The organism is Solirubrobacter ginsenosidimutans (assembly GCF_027587205.1).
In genome coordinates, this window is record NZ_JAPDOD010000036.1 from 83969 (window position 1) to 99024 (window position 15056).

13 protein-coding genes, 1 pseudogene and 1 riboswitch are annotated in these 15056 nt (G+C 71.4%); of the genes and pseudogenes, 7 read left to right on the forward strand and 7 right to left on the reverse strand.

Going from position 1 to position 15056, the window contains the following annotated elements:
* The first annotated feature begins 50 nt into the window (after nucleotides 1-50).
* Nucleotides 51-5012 carry an Ig-like domain-containing protein gene (locus OM076_RS30655; protein WP_270043941.1) on the forward strand — a complete coding sequence of 1654 codons (4962 nt, stop codon included), beginning with the start codon at nucleotides 51-53 and terminating at the stop codon, nucleotides 5010-5012.
* A gap of 1 nt (nucleotide 5013) precedes the next feature.
* Here the strand turns inward: OM076_RS30655 and OM076_RS30660 are convergent, their stop codons facing one another.
* The 4 genes from OM076_RS30660 to thiO form a co-directional block, all read right to left on the reverse strand.
* A complete protein-coding gene (locus tag OM076_RS30660; RefSeq protein WP_270043942.1) occupies nucleotides 5014-5829 on the reverse strand; it encodes a type IV toxin-antitoxin system AbiEi family antitoxin domain-containing protein in 816 nt (271 codons plus the stop codon).
* Nucleotides 5830-5975: 146 nt separating this feature from the next.
* Nucleotides 5976-6764 (reverse strand): thiazole synthase, encoded by a 789-nt coding sequence (locus OM076_RS30665; RefSeq protein WP_270043943.1) that lies wholly within the window; start codon nucleotides 6762-6764, stop codon nucleotides 5976-5978.
* Between the two features lies 1 nt (nucleotide 6765).
* A complete protein-coding gene (gene thiS / locus OM076_RS30670; RefSeq protein WP_270043944.1) occupies nucleotides 6766-6972 on the reverse strand; it encodes a sulfur carrier protein ThiS in 207 nt (68 codons plus the stop codon).
* Nucleotides 6969-8075, reverse strand: a complete 1107-nt coding sequence (gene thiO, locus OM076_RS30675; RefSeq protein ID WP_270043945.1) for a glycine oxidase ThiO — start codon at nucleotides 8073-8075, stop codon at nucleotides 6969-6971. Before thiO ends, thiS begins: the two co-directional genes overlap by 4 nt.
* Nucleotides 8072-8179, reverse strand: a riboswitch (TPP riboswitch). It overlaps the preceding gene by 4 nt.
* A 19-nt stretch (nucleotides 8180-8198) precedes the next feature.
* Here thiO and thiE point away from each other — a divergent pair.
* From thiE to OM076_RS30705, 6 genes are read left to right on the forward strand one after another with little or no spacing between them, the layout of a single operon-like run.
* On the forward strand, nucleotides 8199-8825 hold the full coding sequence (gene thiE, locus OM076_RS30680; RefSeq protein WP_270043946.1) for a thiamine phosphate synthase: 627 nt from the start codon (nucleotides 8199-8201) through the stop codon (nucleotides 8823-8825).
* The gene (locus OM076_RS30685; protein ID WP_270043947.1) at nucleotides 8812-9465 is read left to right on the forward strand and encodes a hypothetical protein; all 654 of its coding nucleotides are present in this window, start codon (nucleotides 8812-8814) and stop codon (nucleotides 9463-9465) included. Before thiE ends, OM076_RS30685 begins: the two co-directional genes overlap by 14 nt.
* Nucleotides 9462-10199 carry a sulfite exporter TauE/SafE family protein gene (locus OM076_RS30690; RefSeq protein ID WP_270043948.1) on the forward strand — a complete coding sequence of 246 codons (738 nt, stop codon included), beginning with the start codon at nucleotides 9462-9464 and terminating at the stop codon, nucleotides 10197-10199. The genes OM076_RS30685 and OM076_RS30690 overlap by 4 nt, the downstream gene beginning before the upstream one ends.
* A gap of 12 nt (nucleotides 10200-10211) precedes the next feature.
* Nucleotides 10212-11579, forward strand: coding sequence for a dihydrolipoyl dehydrogenase (gene lpdA, locus OM076_RS30695; RefSeq protein ID WP_270043949.1), 1368 nt, complete (start codon nucleotides 10212-10214; stop codon nucleotides 11577-11579).
* Nucleotides 11548-12123, forward strand: coding sequence for a DsbA family protein (locus OM076_RS30700; RefSeq protein WP_270043950.1), 576 nt, complete (start codon nucleotides 11548-11550; stop codon nucleotides 12121-12123). The genes lpdA and OM076_RS30700 overlap by 32 nt, the downstream gene beginning before the upstream one ends.
* Nucleotides 12124-12131: 8 nt before the next feature.
* Nucleotides 12132-12362: a hypothetical protein gene (locus OM076_RS30705; RefSeq protein WP_270043951.1), complete on the forward strand. Its 231-nt coding sequence runs from the start codon at nucleotides 12132-12134 to the stop codon at nucleotides 12360-12362.
* On the opposite strand, the gene OM076_RS30710 is transcribed toward OM076_RS30705, so the two are convergent.
* The 3 genes and pseudogenes from OM076_RS30710 to OM076_RS30720 all read right to left on the reverse strand — a co-directional run.
* Nucleotides 12353-13399: a zinc-binding dehydrogenase gene (locus OM076_RS30710; protein WP_270043952.1), complete on the reverse strand. Its 1047-nt coding sequence runs from the start codon at nucleotides 13397-13399 to the stop codon at nucleotides 12353-12355. The genes OM076_RS30705 and OM076_RS30710 overlap by 10 nt on opposite strands.
* Before the next feature lie 63 nt (nucleotides 13400-13462).
* A complete protein-coding gene (locus tag OM076_RS30715; protein ID WP_270043953.1) occupies nucleotides 13463-13957 on the reverse strand; it encodes a GNAT family N-acetyltransferase in 495 nt (164 codons plus the stop codon).
* A 13-nt stretch (nucleotides 13958-13970) separates the two neighbouring features.
* A pseudogene (locus OM076_RS30720) lies at nucleotides 13971-15056 on the reverse strand (hypothetical protein); the annotation flags it as partial.

Genomic DNA, 15056 nt, shown 5'->3' on the forward strand with positions numbered 1-15056 from the left:
ACCGTTTGGGCCTTGCTTGATGCTCCAAGTTCGGGTTAGTGTCGCTTGAGATGCGCTTGGGCGCCGCTTTCATCGCCGTGCTCGCAGCGCTGGCGCTCGCGTCCCCGGCTCGAGCCGACGTTTTCACGGTCACCAACGGCAGCAGCGATACGCCGACCGGTTGTGCGGGCACGACCTGCCCGAGCCTGCGCGCAGCGATCGCCGCGGCGGAGATCACACGGCCCGCCGACACGATCAACGTCCCCGCCGGCACGATCAACATCAACAACGATCTCGCCGTCGGGTCGGACATGACGATCGTCGGCACCAGCGCCCGCACGAACATCATCGACGGGGGCGCGAAGTACCGCGGGCTGCGGGTCGCGGCCGGGGCGACCGTCTCCCTCAGCCACTTCACGATCCGCAACGGCGCCGCGGGGCAGGCCGGCTCCAACGACGGCGGCGGCGTGCTCAATCAGGGCAGCCTGGTGCTGGACTCCGTGCACATCACGGGCAGCCAGGCGGCGCGCGGCGGCGGCGTGGCGAACCTGCAGAACGGGATCACCCAGATCGCCCACAGCCTGATCGACGGCAACACCGCGACCACGACGGGCGGCGGCCTGGTCAACGTCGGCAACACCGAGACGCAGCCGATCACCGGCATCGCGCTCACCGACTCGACGGTCTTCAACAACACCGCCGCGGCCGGGGGCACCGGCGGCATCGCCGCGGTCAACCTCGGCGGCATCCTCTCGGTGGTCCGCTCGACGGTGGCCGACAACGTCGGCGGGACCGGCGCGGCCGCCGGCGGCATCTCGAGCACCGCGGCAGGCCGGACGTCGATCGCGGGGAGCATCCTCGCGCGCAACAAGATCGGCACCGCGACGGTCAACTGCAACGCGGTCAAGCCCACCGACGCCGGCGCCAACGTCGAGGACAACGACACCTGCGGCTTCAACTTCACGGGCAATCCGCAGCTCGACACGAAGCTCGCGAGCGCGGGCGGCGACGTCGACGTCCTCCCGATCAGCGGGGCCAGCCCCGCGGTCGATCGCCTGGCGGTGGGCAGCAACTGCGCCGCGGGCACGCTCGATCAGCGCGGTCTGTACCGCCCGCAGGGCACGGCGTGCGACTCCGGCGCGTATGAGCTCGACGTGCCCGCCACCTACACCATCACGAGCGGGCCGAACGGGACGACGATCACCACCGACAGCGTCCAGTTCGACTTCAGCTCGACCGATCCGAGCGCCGACCCGGTCTGCCAGCTCACCGGACCCGGCCAGTCCGCGGGCTTCGTCACGTGTTACAAGTCCAACGCGGCGCTCTACACCGGCCTGGGCAACGGGTCCTACACGTTCTCGGTGCGCGATTCGGCGTTCCCGAGCGGTCCTGTGGCGTCCCGGTTGTTCACCGTCGCGGCACTCGACACGACGATCACCGGCGGGCCGAACGGGCCGACCAACGACACCACGCCGACGTTCACCTTCACCGGGGCGGGCGGCGCGGTGAGCTTCCAATGCCGGGTCGACGGCGCGCAGTTCGCGGCCTGCAGCACGCCGTTCACCACCGTCCCGCTCGCCCAGGGCTCGCACACCTTCGAGGTCCGCGCGCAGTCGGCCGCGGGTGGCGTGGACAACACGCCGGCGTCGCGCTCGTTCACGGTCGACACGACGCCACCCGACACGAACATCACCGGCGGACCGACGGGGACGGTCGCCTCGACCTCGGCCACGTTCACCTACACGGCGACCGAGGCGGGCTCGACCTTCCAGTGCGCCCTCGACGGCGCCGCGTTCGCCGCCTGCCCCGCCGGCTACACCGGCCTCGCACAAGGCGCGCACACCTTCCAGGTCCGCGCGACGGACGGCGTCGGCAATGTCGACGCCTCGCCCGCCACGCAATCGTGGACGGTCGACACCGTCGCGCCCAACACGACGATCAACAGCGGGCCGAGCGGGAACGTGTCCTCAACCTCGGCGACGTTCACCTTCAGCTCGACCGAGGCGGGCTCGACCTTCCAATGCGCCCTCGACGGCGCCGCCTTCGCCGCCTGCCCCGCCGGCTACACCGGCCTCGCACAAGGCGCGCACACCTTCCAGGTCCGCGCGACGGACGCCGTCGGCAATGTCGATGCCTCGCCCGCCACGCAATCGTGGACGGTCGACACCGTCGCGCCCAACACCACGATCAACAGCGGCCCGACGGGCGCGGTCGCCTCGACCTCGGCGACGTTCACCTTCAGCTCGACCGAGGCGGGCTCGACCTTCCAGTGCGCCCTCGACGGCGCAGCGTTCGCCGCCTGCCCCGCCGGATACACCGGCCTCGCACAAGGCGCGCACACCTTCCAGGTCCGCGCGACGGACGCCGTCGGCAATGTCGATGCCTCGCCCGCCACGCAATCGTGGACGGTCGACACCGTCGCGCCCAACACCACGATCAACAGCGGCCCGACGGGCGCGGTCGCCTCGACCTCGGCGACGTTCACCTTCAGCTCGACCGAGGCGGGCTCGACCTTCCAGTGCGCCCTCGACGGCGCAGCGTTCGCCGCCTGCCCCGCCGGATACACCGGCCTCGCACAAGGCGCGCACACCTTCCAGGTCCGCGCCATCGACGCGGCCGGGAACACCGACGCGTCCCCGGCCACGCAATCGTGGACGGTCGACACCGTCGCGCCCAACACCGACATCACCGGCGGGCCGACCGGCAGCGTGTCCTCCACGAGCGCGACCTTCACCTACACCTCCACCGAGGCGGGCTCGACCTTCCAGTGCTCGCTCGACAGCGCCGCTTTCGCCGCGTGCCCCGCCGGATACACCGGCCTAGCCCAGGGCTCGCACACCTTCGCCGTCCGCGCGACCGACGGCGTCGGCAACATCGACGCCTCACCCGCCACGCGTACCTGGACCGTCGACACCGTCGCGCCTAACACCGACATCACCGGCGGCCCGACCGGCACGGTCGCCTCCACCTCCGCCGCCTTCACCTACACCTCCACCGAAGCGGGCTCGACCTTCCAGTGCTCGCTCGACAGCGCCGCGTTTGCCGCGTGCCCCGCGAGCTACACCGGGCTCGCGCAGGGCGCCCATACGTTCCAGGTCAGAGCGGTCGATGCCGCCGGCAACACGGACGCCACCCCCGCCTCGCGCGGCTGGACCGTCGATACCGCGGCCCCTGACACGACGATCACTGTCGGTGCCGACAACCTCGGCAACGACCCGACACCGTCGTTCTCCTTCACCTCGAGCGAGGCCGGCTCGACGTTCCAATGCCGGATCGATGGCGCGCAGTTCGCGAGTTGCACGTCGCCGTTCACCTCCGCGCCGCTCAGCGACGGCAGTCACACGTTCAACGTCCGCGCCACCGACGCGGTCGGGAACACGGATGCCACTCCGGCCGCGCAGACGTTCGTGATCGACACCACGACGCCGAACACCGACGTGACCAGCAGTCCCGGCGCGGCGACCAACGACACCACGCCGAGCTTCTCGTTCACGGGCACCGGAGGAGCAGCGTCCTTCCAATGCCGCGTCGATGGGACCGCCTACGCCGCGTGTACCTCGCCGTTCACTGCGGGACCGCTCACTGCCGGCCAACACACGGTGGACATCCGCGCGCTCAACGCGGCGGGCACGCCCGATCCCTCGCCTGCCTCGGTCGTGTTCGTCGTCGACCTGACGGCGCCCAACACGTCCCTGACGCCGATTGCGACTCCGACGAACGATGCCACGCCGAGCTTCATGTTCAGCGCCAACGAGGCCGGCGCGACGTTCGAGTGCCGCGTCGACGGGGGAGCGTTCACGAGTTGCGACTCGCCCTTCACGACGGCAACGCTCGGCGCGGGTACGCACACGTTCGACGTGCGCGCCACCGATCCGGCCGGCAACGTCGATCCCACCCCCGCGTCGCAGACCTTCACCCTCGATACCGGCGCCCCCAGCACCACGATCAGCGCCGGCCCGTCCGGCGCGACGAACGACGCCACGCCGACGTTCACGTTCGTCTCCGACGAGCCGGGCTCCACGTTTGAGTGCCAGATCGACGCCGCGGCGTTCGTGGACTGCACCTCGCCGTTCACCTCGCCGCAGCTCACCGACGGCGTGCACACCTTCGAGGTCCGCGCGACCGATGTGGCCGGCAACCTCGACGCGACGCCGGCCAGCCGCGCCTTCACGGTCGACACCACACCCCCGGCCGCGCCCGCCGTCGTCTCCGGACCGGATGGCCCGACCACCGACAGTTCGCCGGCGTTCAGCTTCTCGGCCGCCGACGCGGTCTCGACGGCGTGCAAGCTCGACGGGCCCGGCCCGGTGACGGGCGAGTTCGGCGCGTGCACCTCGCCGAAGACGTTCGGTGCGCTCGCACCCGGCGACTACGTCTTCTCCGTCCGTTCGGTCGACGCCGCCGGCAACGCCCAGACGACGCAGCGCGCGTTCACGGTCACGGTGCCGCAGCAAGCCACGCCGGCCCCCACGCCCACGCCGTCGGTGACGCCCACCGGGACCCCGACCCCGACGCCGGTCGCGAACCAGAGCGTCGACATCACACCCGTCTCGGGCACCGTCTTGATCAAGCTCCCGGGCTCGAAGGTGTTCGTGAAACTCAGTCCCTCGCTGATCAAGAACGGCGCCGAGGTCGATGCCCGCAAGGGCGTGGTCGAGATCACCCGCTCCGACGGCGGCGTCGCCAAGTTCTACGACGGCATCTTCAAGCTCAGCCACTCCGGCGGATTCACCGTGCTCACGTTGACGGAGAAGCTCACCGGCTGCCCGAAGCCCAAGAAGTCCTCGGCGAGCGCCGCGGCCAAGAAGCCGAAGACGCGCAAGCTGTGGGGCGACGGCAAGGGGAAGTTCCGCACCAAGGGCCAGTACTCCGCTGCCACCGTCCGCGGCACCAAGTGGCTCGTCACCGACACCTGCACCACCACCGTGACCAAGGTCGCGACGGGGGTGGTCGAGGTTCAGGACTTCGCCAAGAAGAAGAAGGTCCTGATCAAGAAGGGCAAGAGCTACACCGCACGTCCGAAGAAGAAGTAGCTCAAGCATCTCCGACCCCCGCAGCACGGAGCCGCGCCAGGATGAGCGGTGGCTTGCGCATGTCCACGCTCGTCACCCGCAACACCCGCTCGCCGGCGGCCTCGAGCTCGGCCTGGCGGGCGGCGTCGTCTCGGCGGGCGAGCGGATCGTCATGCCATTCGACGCTGTCGACCTCGACGATCAACCGCAGATGTGGCCAATAGAGATCGGGGATCACCGTCCTCGTCGGCAGCCGGTATGGCGCGTTGACGAGCGGTGCTTCGAGGCCTGCCCGGACGATGAAATCGTGGACGCGATCCTCGAGCGGGCTGCTCGTCGGCACAACGCCCAGATCGAGGATCCGGGCCGGCAGCTGCTCGAGCTCGGCGCGGGTGAACTTCGCCTGCCGCAACGCGCGCTTCACGATCGCCTCGTCCTCGAAATCCGCGAGATCGATCACGGTACGCAGCTTCGGCGTCACCGGAATCCCCTTCACGAGGACACGCTCGATCGATGTGCTGCGGTGCGCCTTGATCCGCGGATGCGAGTGCGCCGATGGCGCCGTGATCTCAAACGGCCGCCCGTCCCATCTCACGAGCTCGCGCAGAGCCGCCGCCGAGTAGTGCGAGAGCACAGCGTCGGGACCGCATGCCTTGACCGCTGCGAGGAACTGGCCCTCGACCGTCAGATTGCGGTGGCCGACCGCGTACACGCCTCGGTAGAGCCGATGCAGATTGCCCCGGCGAACGCGCACGCCGACCGCGACCTTGTTGAGCCCGCACGCGCGCAACTCGTCGAGCGACAGCACGCCCCACTGCCCGGCCGCCCGCTTCGCCACGGCAAGATCGGCGACCGTGATGGCTTGGTAAGCGTGTGGCTTACTTTCTGAGCGCGGACCCCTCGGTGGCGGCATGCCGGGGAGATTCGCGCCGCCGCATGCAACCGATCTACACGCGTTTGTGAATTAACTGCACCAAGAGTGCATCAAAACTGCGCAACGCCGTCCTCCGGCGTCGAAGCCTGCGCATATAGGCGGCGTGGAATACGACCAGCGCGATAGGCCAAGCGGCCACCTTCGACCCCCAGGCGGATCGCCCGGGCCATCGTCTCCGGATCCTCGGCGCGGGAGATCGCGGTCGCGCACAGCACCGCGTCGTAGCCCAGCTCCATCGCCAGCGCGGCATCGGAGGCGGTGCCGATGCCCGCGTCGAGGATCACCGGGACGCCCGCCCGCTCGCGGATCAGGCGGAGGTTGTAGGTGTTCAGCAACCCCATCCCGGAGCCGATCGGGGAGCCGAGCGGCATGACCGCGGCACAGCCGACGTCCTCCAGCCGGCGGGCGAGGATCGGATCGTCGTTCGTGTATGGGAGCACGACGAAGCCGTCGTCGACGAGCTCCTCGGCGGCCTCGAGCAGCGCGACCGCGTCCGGCAGCAGCGTGCGCTCATCGCCGACGACCTCGAGCTTGACCCAGTCGGTCTCGAACGCCTCGCGGGCGAGCTTCGCGGTCAGCACGGCGTCGCGCGCGGTGAAGCAGCCGGCGGTGTTGGGGAGGAGCTTGACGCCGGCGCGGTCGAGCACGTCGACGATCGAGCCGCGCGAAGACGGATCGATGCGTCGCAGCGCGACCGTCACGAGCTCGGAGCCCGAGACGGCCAAGGCGCCCGCCAACGCGTCGAGCGAGCGGAACCCGCCCGTGCCGAGCAGCAGCCGGGAACCCAGCTCCACACCCGCGATGGTCAGGACATCGGTGTTCGTATCGGTGACGGCCATCTCAGCCTCCCTGGATCGCGCGCAGGATCTCCACCCGCGCCCCCTCGTGCAATTGCGTCGCTTCCCACTGTCCGCGCGGGACCACTTCGGCGTCGACGGCGACCGCCACTCCACGGCCCGCCCCGGGCAGGTCGAGCGACTCCAACGCGGTCAGCACGGTGGCGCCGGGAGAGAGCTCGGCGGTCTCGCCGTTGAGCAGGACCTTCATGCGAGTACTCCTTCGAAGCGGCGCGGATCGGCGGCGACGGCGTACGTGGGCAGGCTCTCTCCGGCCAGCGCGTCGACGACGAGCTCCGCGGTGATCGGCGTCAACAGGATCCCGTTGCGGTAATGGCCCGTGGCCCACACCAGGCCCTCGAGCGCCCCGCGGCCGATCGCCGGCAGGTTGTCGGGCGTCGCGGGACGCAGGCCCGCGATGATCTCCTCGATCTCGAGCTCGAGAATCCCGGGGACGATCTCGCTCATGTCGCGCAGCAGCTCATAGACGCCGCCCACGGTCGGCGTCGTGTCCCAACCGCGTTCCTCCATCGTCGCGCCGAGCACGTAGCGACCGTCGACGCGTGGCACCAGGTAGACCCCGTGGCCGCGGATCGTCCGCGACACGAGACCGGGTCCGTTCGGGTCGCGCAAGCGCAGGACCTGGCCCTTGACCGGGCGGACGGGAACGCGAGCATGCTCCGGGATGTCGAGGCACGCGACGTCGACGCCGGCGGCGATGACGACCTGATCGGCGACGATCGTCCCGTCCTCGAGCGTCACGCCGGTGACCCGGTCGCCCTGCCTGGTGAGACCGGTGACGCGGCCGGTCCGCTGCTCCCCGGTGAACGCACGGCGCAGCGCGGCGACGAGCTTGCGGGGGTCGATCGCGTTGTCGGAAATGACGTTCAGCGCGAGCCGGATCGTCGGCGCCAGCGCGGGCTCGCACGACCGGGCCTGCGACGGCCGCAGACGGTCCACCAGGAGCCCGAGCTCGCGCTGCAAGGCCAGGAGCCGGTCGAGCTCCTCGGCCTCGTCGCGGTCGCGCGCAACGACCAGCGTGCTGATCGAGCTGTAGCCAGGGTCGTCCAGCTCCGCGCAGAACGCGCCGTAGCGCATGGAGCTCTGCAGGCCGAGCTGCAGCAACTCGCGCTCGCCGAAGTCGGCCTCGGAGACTGGCGCCAGCATTCCGGCAGCAACGTTCCACGCGCCGGGCTCGCCCGAGTCGATCACGACGACCCGCGCGCCGCGCTGCGACGCGCGCCATGCGCAGGCGAGGCCGATCGCGCCACCACCAACGACGGCAACGTCGAAGCTCTCGGACTGGACTGGCACTGCGGTTACGGCCTCCCTACGCCGGCACGACCCGGATCAGGTTCGACGGTCGGCGCCCCGCTGGCGCCCTCTCAGCCCGATTGCGGGCTCCCGTGTTCTGCGCTTCATGGTATCCCCTGGTGGGTGACGCCACGAGAGCGCCTCGCCACGGCTCGCCTGTACCTCGTCTGCCCCGCCCGCCCACGGGAGTGGATCGCCGCCGCCGTGCGCGGAGGCGTCGACCTCATCCAGCTGCGCGACAAGTCGCTCGACGACGAGGAACTGGTGCGCGCGGCGACGGCGTTCGTCGGCCACGACGCGCTCTTCATCCTCAACGATCGGCCGGACCTGGTGCAGGCGTGCGGCGCTGACGGCATCCACGTGGGGCAGGACGACGACCCGCCGGCCATCGCGCGGGCGGCGGTCGGCCCGGACCGCATCGTCGGGCGCTCGACCCACGCGCCGGACCAGGCCGCGGCCGCCGAGGCGGACATCGACGTCGACTACCTCGCGGTCGGCCCGGTCCACGCGACGCCGACCAAGCCGGGCCGCGCGGCGGTCGGTCTGGCGTACGTCGAGCACGCGGCGGAAACGGTGCAGAAGCCCTGGTTCGCGATCGGCGGGTTGGACGCGGGCAACGTGCACGAGGTCGTCGAGCGCGGGGCGAGCCGGATCGTCGTGGTCCGCGCGATCACCGACGCCGAGGACCCCGAGGCCGCGGCGCGCGAGTTGCGCGCGGCGCTGGAAGGACGCGTCGGTGTCGAGCGCTGACCCGCGCGGAGAGGCGCCGGCGGACGAGGCCCGACCCGTCGGGGCGGCGGACGGCGAGCCGCGCCCGGACGACACTGCCGACGGGACGGCGAGACGAGACGCGGCCGGCGCAGCGCGCCCGGACGACACCGACGACGTGCCGGCGACGCGAGACGCGGCCGGCGCGGCGCCGGGCCGCGCCGGCGCAACCCCCACCGGCGCGACGGCCGATCGCGACGCGATGGCGCGCGGGTACGCGCGGTCGCGCGCCAAGACCGAGGCGATCCAGGCGCAGCTGCAGCCGCTCGGCCCGGATGAGCGCCCGCTCGGCCTCAAGCTCGCGACCGCGCTCGCGCTGTTCATCGCGGCGATCAATCTGATCGCCGCCGCGCTGGGCGCCGGGGGCGAGTCGCCCGCCACCGGCTTCGCGTTCGCGATCCTGATGGTGGCCGTCGCCGCCGGCCTGTGGACGCGCCGGTACCTCGTGATCCTGCTCTTCCAGGCGCTGCTCGCGCTCTCGATCATCGTGTCCACGCTCTCGCTCGCGTTTGCCGGCAACCTGCTCGCCGTGCTGCTCGCGCTCGCTGTGATCGGCGCCTGTTCGCCCGTGTTCTGGCTGCTCGTCCGGGTGATGGCGCGGCTGCAGGTGCCACGCGAGTGACGTTCTGGCAGGCGATCGCCGTGACCGCGGCGGGGTTCGCGGCCGGCGGCGTGAACGCGATCGTCGGGAGCGGCTCGCTGATCACCTTCCCGGTGCTGCTGGCGGTCGGCTATCCGAGCGTCGTCGCCAACGTCTCCAACACCGTCGGGCTGGTGCCGGGAGGCATCAGCGGAGTGATCGGCTACCGGCGCGAGCTCAAAGGCCAGCGGCGAAGAGCGATCACGCTCGCGTGCGGCACCAGCGTCGGCGCGCTGATCGGCGGCATCCTGCTGCTCGAACTGCCGGACGCCGTGTTCGACGCCGTCGTCCCGATCCTGATCCTGCTCGCGGTCGTGCTGATGGCGATCAAGCGCACGCCGTCCACCCACGCCGACGTCGATCACACCGCCGCGGGCACCGCCGCGGCGTTCAGCACCGGCATCTACGGCGGGTACTTCGGCGCCGCGCAGGGAATCATCCTGATGTCGCTGCTGCGGTTCTGCTTCCCGGACGACCTGCAGCGCCTCAACGCACTCAAGAACGTCCTCGCGGGGGTGGCGAACGGGGTCGCGGCGATCCTCTTCATCGCCGTCGCCGACGTGGCGTGGGAGGCGGCGGGGCTGATCGCCGTCGGCTCCGTCGTCGGCGCGCAGGTCGGCGCGCGTTACGGCCGGCACATCCCCTCCGAGGTCTTGAGATGGATCGTTGTTATCGGTGGTGCCGTCGTCGCGGTGATCCTGCTAGTTACGCGCTAACGTCACCGCCTTATGCCCGAGCAATTTGACTGCATCGTTATCGGCTCCGGGCCGGGTGGTTACGTCGCGGCGATCCGCGCCGCCCAGCTCGGGATGAACACCGCCGTCGTCGAGAAGGACACTGTCGGCGGGCGCTGCTTGAACTACGCGTGTATTCCCGCGAAGGCCGTCCTGCGCGTGGCGGACATCCTGGCCGAGGTCGACGACGCCGACGAGTTCGGCATCGAGATCCCCTCGCGCACGGTCGACTTCTCCAAGGTCTCCGCGCGCCGTGAGAAGGTCGTCAAGACCCTCACCGGCGGCGTCAGCGGCCTGTTCAAGAAGAACAAGATCTCCTACATCGAGGGCGTCGGCTCATTGGTCGATGGCGGCGTGAAGGTGGGCGACGAGACCTACACCGCGTCGAAGGCGATCATCCTCGCCACCGGGTCCGTGGCCAAGTCCGTCCCCGGCACGAGCTTCGGTGGCCGCGTGATCGGCACCGAGGAGGCATGGGCGCTGCCCGAGCTGCCCAAGACGCTCGCCGTGCTCGGTGCCGGCGCCTCCGGCTCCGAGATCGCCTCCGCCTACGGCCGCCTCGGCGTCGACGTCCAGCTCTTCGAAGCGCTCGACCGCGTGCTCCCCACCGAGGACGCCGACATCTCCAAGATCGCCGGCCGCGGTCTCTCCAAGCAGAACATCAAGGTCCACACGAACACGCTCGTCAAGGACGTCCAGTCCCACGACGACAAGGTCACGTTCTCCTACGGCGACGCGACCGGCGAGGCGGAGTGGCTGGTCATCGCCACCGGCCGCGGGCCCGACGTCGAGGCGCTCGGCCTCGAGGCGGCGGGCGTGAAGCTCGGCGAGCGCGGCCTGATCGAGGTCGACGGCAACCTGCGCACCAGCGCCGACAAGATCTACGCGATCGGCGACCTCGTCCCCGGCCCCGCGCTCGCGCACAAGGCGTCCGACGAGGGCGTCATCGCCGTCGAGCACGCCGCCGGCCTCGAGACGCACCCGATCGAGTACATCGACATTCCGCGCGCGACGTTCTGCACGCCCAACGTCGCCTCCTTCGGGCTGACCGAGGAGCAGGCGCGCGAGCAGGGCATGGACGTCGTCGTCGGCAAGGTCCAGTACGGCGCGGTGGGCGCCGGCACGGTCTACGGCGACCGCGGCGGCCTGATCAAGATCATCGGCGACAAGCGCTACGGCGAACTGGTCGGCGGGCACATCGTCGGCGCCAAGGCGACGGAGCTCATCCAGGAGCTCGTCAACGCCAAGGCGCTCGAGGGCGGCTACGCCGAGGTCGCACGGATCGTCCACGGCCACCCGACGCTGTCGGAGGGTGTCATGGAGGCTGCCCGTGCCGCCGACGGCTGGCTCATCCACGGCTGAGCAACAGCCGGAGCAGCCCCGCTTCTACTACGACTTCGCGTCACCCGAGTCCTACCTGGTCGCCGAGCGCGCGCTGCACGCGCTCGGCGAGGTGCCGGAGTGGATCCCGGTGGGCGTGGGGTCGTTCGGGTTTCGCTGCGCCGAGGAGGTCGCCTCCTACCGGGAGGACGTCGAGCGCCGCGCCGCGGAGCTCGGCCTGATGCAGATGCGCTGGCCGGAGCCGTTCCCCGCCGAGGACCAGAGCTGGGCGCTGCTCGCCGCGACGTACGCGAAGTGGATCGGCCGCGGCGTCGCCTTCTCGCTCGCCGCGCTGCGGCAGGCGTTCGCCGCCGGCCGCGATCTCGCACTGCCCGACAACGTCCTGATCGCGGCCGCCGCGTGCGAGATGCACCCCACCGCGGTGATCAAGGGCGTCGAGCTGGGCAGCACCAAGCGCGCGCTCGCCGAGGCCAACGCCCGCGCCACGGCCGACGGCGTGACTGAGTTGCCCGCCATCTGGATCGGCGGCGAGGTCCTGTCCGGCGAGCGGGCGATCCCGGTCTAGGCGCGGCGATGCGAGGCAACCGCGCCTACGAGCTGATCGTGCACCGTCAGGGCCGGTTCTTCCGCCCCAGCGACGCGATCGAGCAGGTCGAAGTGATCGAGATCGACACCGGCGAGGTCGTCCTGTTCTGGGACACCCGCCCGCGCGACACGGGCAAGCTCGCCCGCGCCCTGCGCGCCGACCTGGCGCAGCTGGAGGCGGACGAGTTCCTTGCCAAGTGGCGCCGCTATCAGGCCTGAATCACGACCTTCAGCGCGTCGTGCTCGCCGGCGGCGCCGAAGACGTTGTAGGCCTCCTCGATGTCGCCCAGCGAGAAGCGGTGGGTGCCGAGCTTCTCGGCCTCGATGCGGCCGTCGCGGGCGAGCTTGAGCAGCGTCGGGATCGTGTTGCCGCTGACCAGGCCGGTGGTGATCGTGATGTTCTTGATCCACAGCTCCTCGAGGTGCAGGGTCGTCGGCGCCCCGTGGACGCCGATGTTGGCGACGGTGCCGCCCGCCCGCACGATGCGGGTGCAGAGGTCGAACGTCGCCGGCACGCCGACGGCTTCCATCGCCACGTCGACACCCGCCCCGCCGGTGATCTCCATGATCTCGGCCTCGGCGTTCTCCCCGCCCACCACGGTGTGGGTCGCGCCGAAGGAGGCGGCGGCGTGACGCAGGCGTGACTCGGCCATGTCGACCGCGATGATCCGCCCCGCGCCGGCGATCGCCGCGGTCATCATCGCCGCCAGGCCGACCGGGCCGGCGCCGACGACGGCGATCGTGTCGCCGGGCCCGACCCGGCCGTTCTGGACGCCGATCTCGTAGCCCGTGGGCAGGATGTCGGCGAGGAACAGGACCTGCTCGTCTGAGACACCTTCCGGGACGAGATGCACGGACGTCTCGGCGAACGGGACGCGCGCGTACTCGGCCTGAACGCCGTCGATCAGGTGACCGAAGATCCACCCGATCCCGCCCACGGCCTCGCAGTGCGCCGCCATCCCGGCCTTGCACGGCCCGCAGCGCCCGCACGAGGTGATCGCGGGCACGAGCACGCGGTCGTCCTTCTTCAGCGACGTGACGGCGGCGCCCGTCTCGACCACGGTGCCGACGGCCTCATGCCCGAGGATGCGGCCCTCCGTCACCGCGGGCACGTCGCCCTTGAGGATGTGGAGGTCGGTGCCGCAGATCGTCGTCGTGTCGACCTTGACGATCACGTCGGTCGGGTCCGTGATGCCCGGATCGTCCACGTTGTCCCAGGACCGCTGCCCCGGGCCGCCGAATACGAGTGCCTTCATGGGTTCTCCTCCCGTCGGGTGTGGCGCCGTTACACCACACCACCCGAGCGTTACCGCGCCGCTTCAGAGCTCCTTGCGGAAGACGATCGACCGCGGCGCGTAGCCCGCGCCCAGCGTCCAGAACGGGATCGAGAGCGCGCTGCGGTGGTAGGTCGAAGCCTCCGCGACCGTCGCTCCGTGCTCACGTCCCCACGCTTCGGCCGCCTCGACTAGCGCGAGGCCGGCACCGCTGCGCCGGTGCTGCGCGGAGGTCGCGAGGTAGGCGATCTCCACCCGTGTCCGCGTCACGTCGCGCGGGTAGGCGTACTCGGCTCCCTCCTGCGGCGTGATCAGGCGGGCGTAGAGCGTGGCCACGATCTCGTCGCCGACCGCCGCGACGAGGTCAAGGGTCGTGTCGTCCGCCTCGGCGAGATCGCGCTCGACGAGCTCGGCGTAGCCCGTGAGGTCGGGGGTCTGGAACAGCGCGGGCTCGAGCTCCGCGTAGTAGGCGCTCGCATCCGCGTGGATGCGCACGAGCGCCTCGGCGTCCTCCGGCGTGGCGCGGCGAATATCGATCACGAACCGTAGGTTGTCAGCCGTCCCCGCCGGTGCACGGGCCGGGGTCGCAGCCCATTTTCGGTGGTTTGCGCGGATGGGCCGCGGTCGGCACCGCCGTGGCGGTCGCGACCGCGGTGGGAACGGGGGTGGGGTCGCTGTGCGGGACCGGTGTGGGCGTCGGTGGCGGGACGACCGGCGCGTGGCGGAGCGTGGGGATCGGCCGCGGGCCCGGGACGCGGATGGCGTCGCGATAGACGCTGCCGCGAACGGTGCGGCGCAGGGCGTCCTCGGCCCCGCGGGCGCGCCTGGTGGCGTTCGCGTAGGGCCCGGGTGTGCGCGCCGCGGCGAGGCCGCGGTAGGCGGCGGCGATGCGCTCCAACTGGTCGGCGAGACCGGCTCGCAGCGGCTCATCGGCCGGGCCCGTGCTGATCCGGGCGAGCTTCGAGCGGGCGGATCGATAGTCGCCGCCGACGAGACGGAAGGCCTTGGGCGTGCCCGTGGCGAGCGAGCGGGACGGCAGTTTGAGCGCGCGGTTGGCGGCGGCCGCGAACGCGGGGTTCGCGCCGAGCGGGAAGGCCGTGGCGCCTGGCACGGTGAGCGATTGGGCGATCCGCTCGCAGCCGGGCGCGGGGGACAGACACGCGACGGTCGCCACGCCCGCCGAGGTGGGCGCGGCGTAGACGGTGAGCTTGCGGCCGTTCCAGCGCAGCCCTTCATAGCGGTAGGCGGGGAAGGCGCCGAGCCGCGCCTCGGACGGCTTGCCCGCGTGGAGCCGGGGCGAGACGAGCTTCGGGTTGTGCGTGTCGCGCGGTGCCATCCCCGCCAGCACGACGCCGGCCGACTCCTTGCCGGCGGGCGCGGCCGCACGCTCGTGCGGAAGGCCGGGCACGTCGACCGGCAACGAGAGCACGCTCCAGCCGGGCGGCAGCGTGACGCCGACCTTGCCGGCGACGAGCGGCGTCGACCGCGCGACGACGGCGTGCGAGACGGGAGCGGGCGGCGGCGGGTCCTCCCCGCGGGTCGCGAGGGCGATGCCCGCGCCGGCGCTGACGACGAGCACGCCGGACGCCGCGAGGAGGCGTCCGCGGCGCCGCCGGGAAGGGGCGGCGACGCGGCCGTC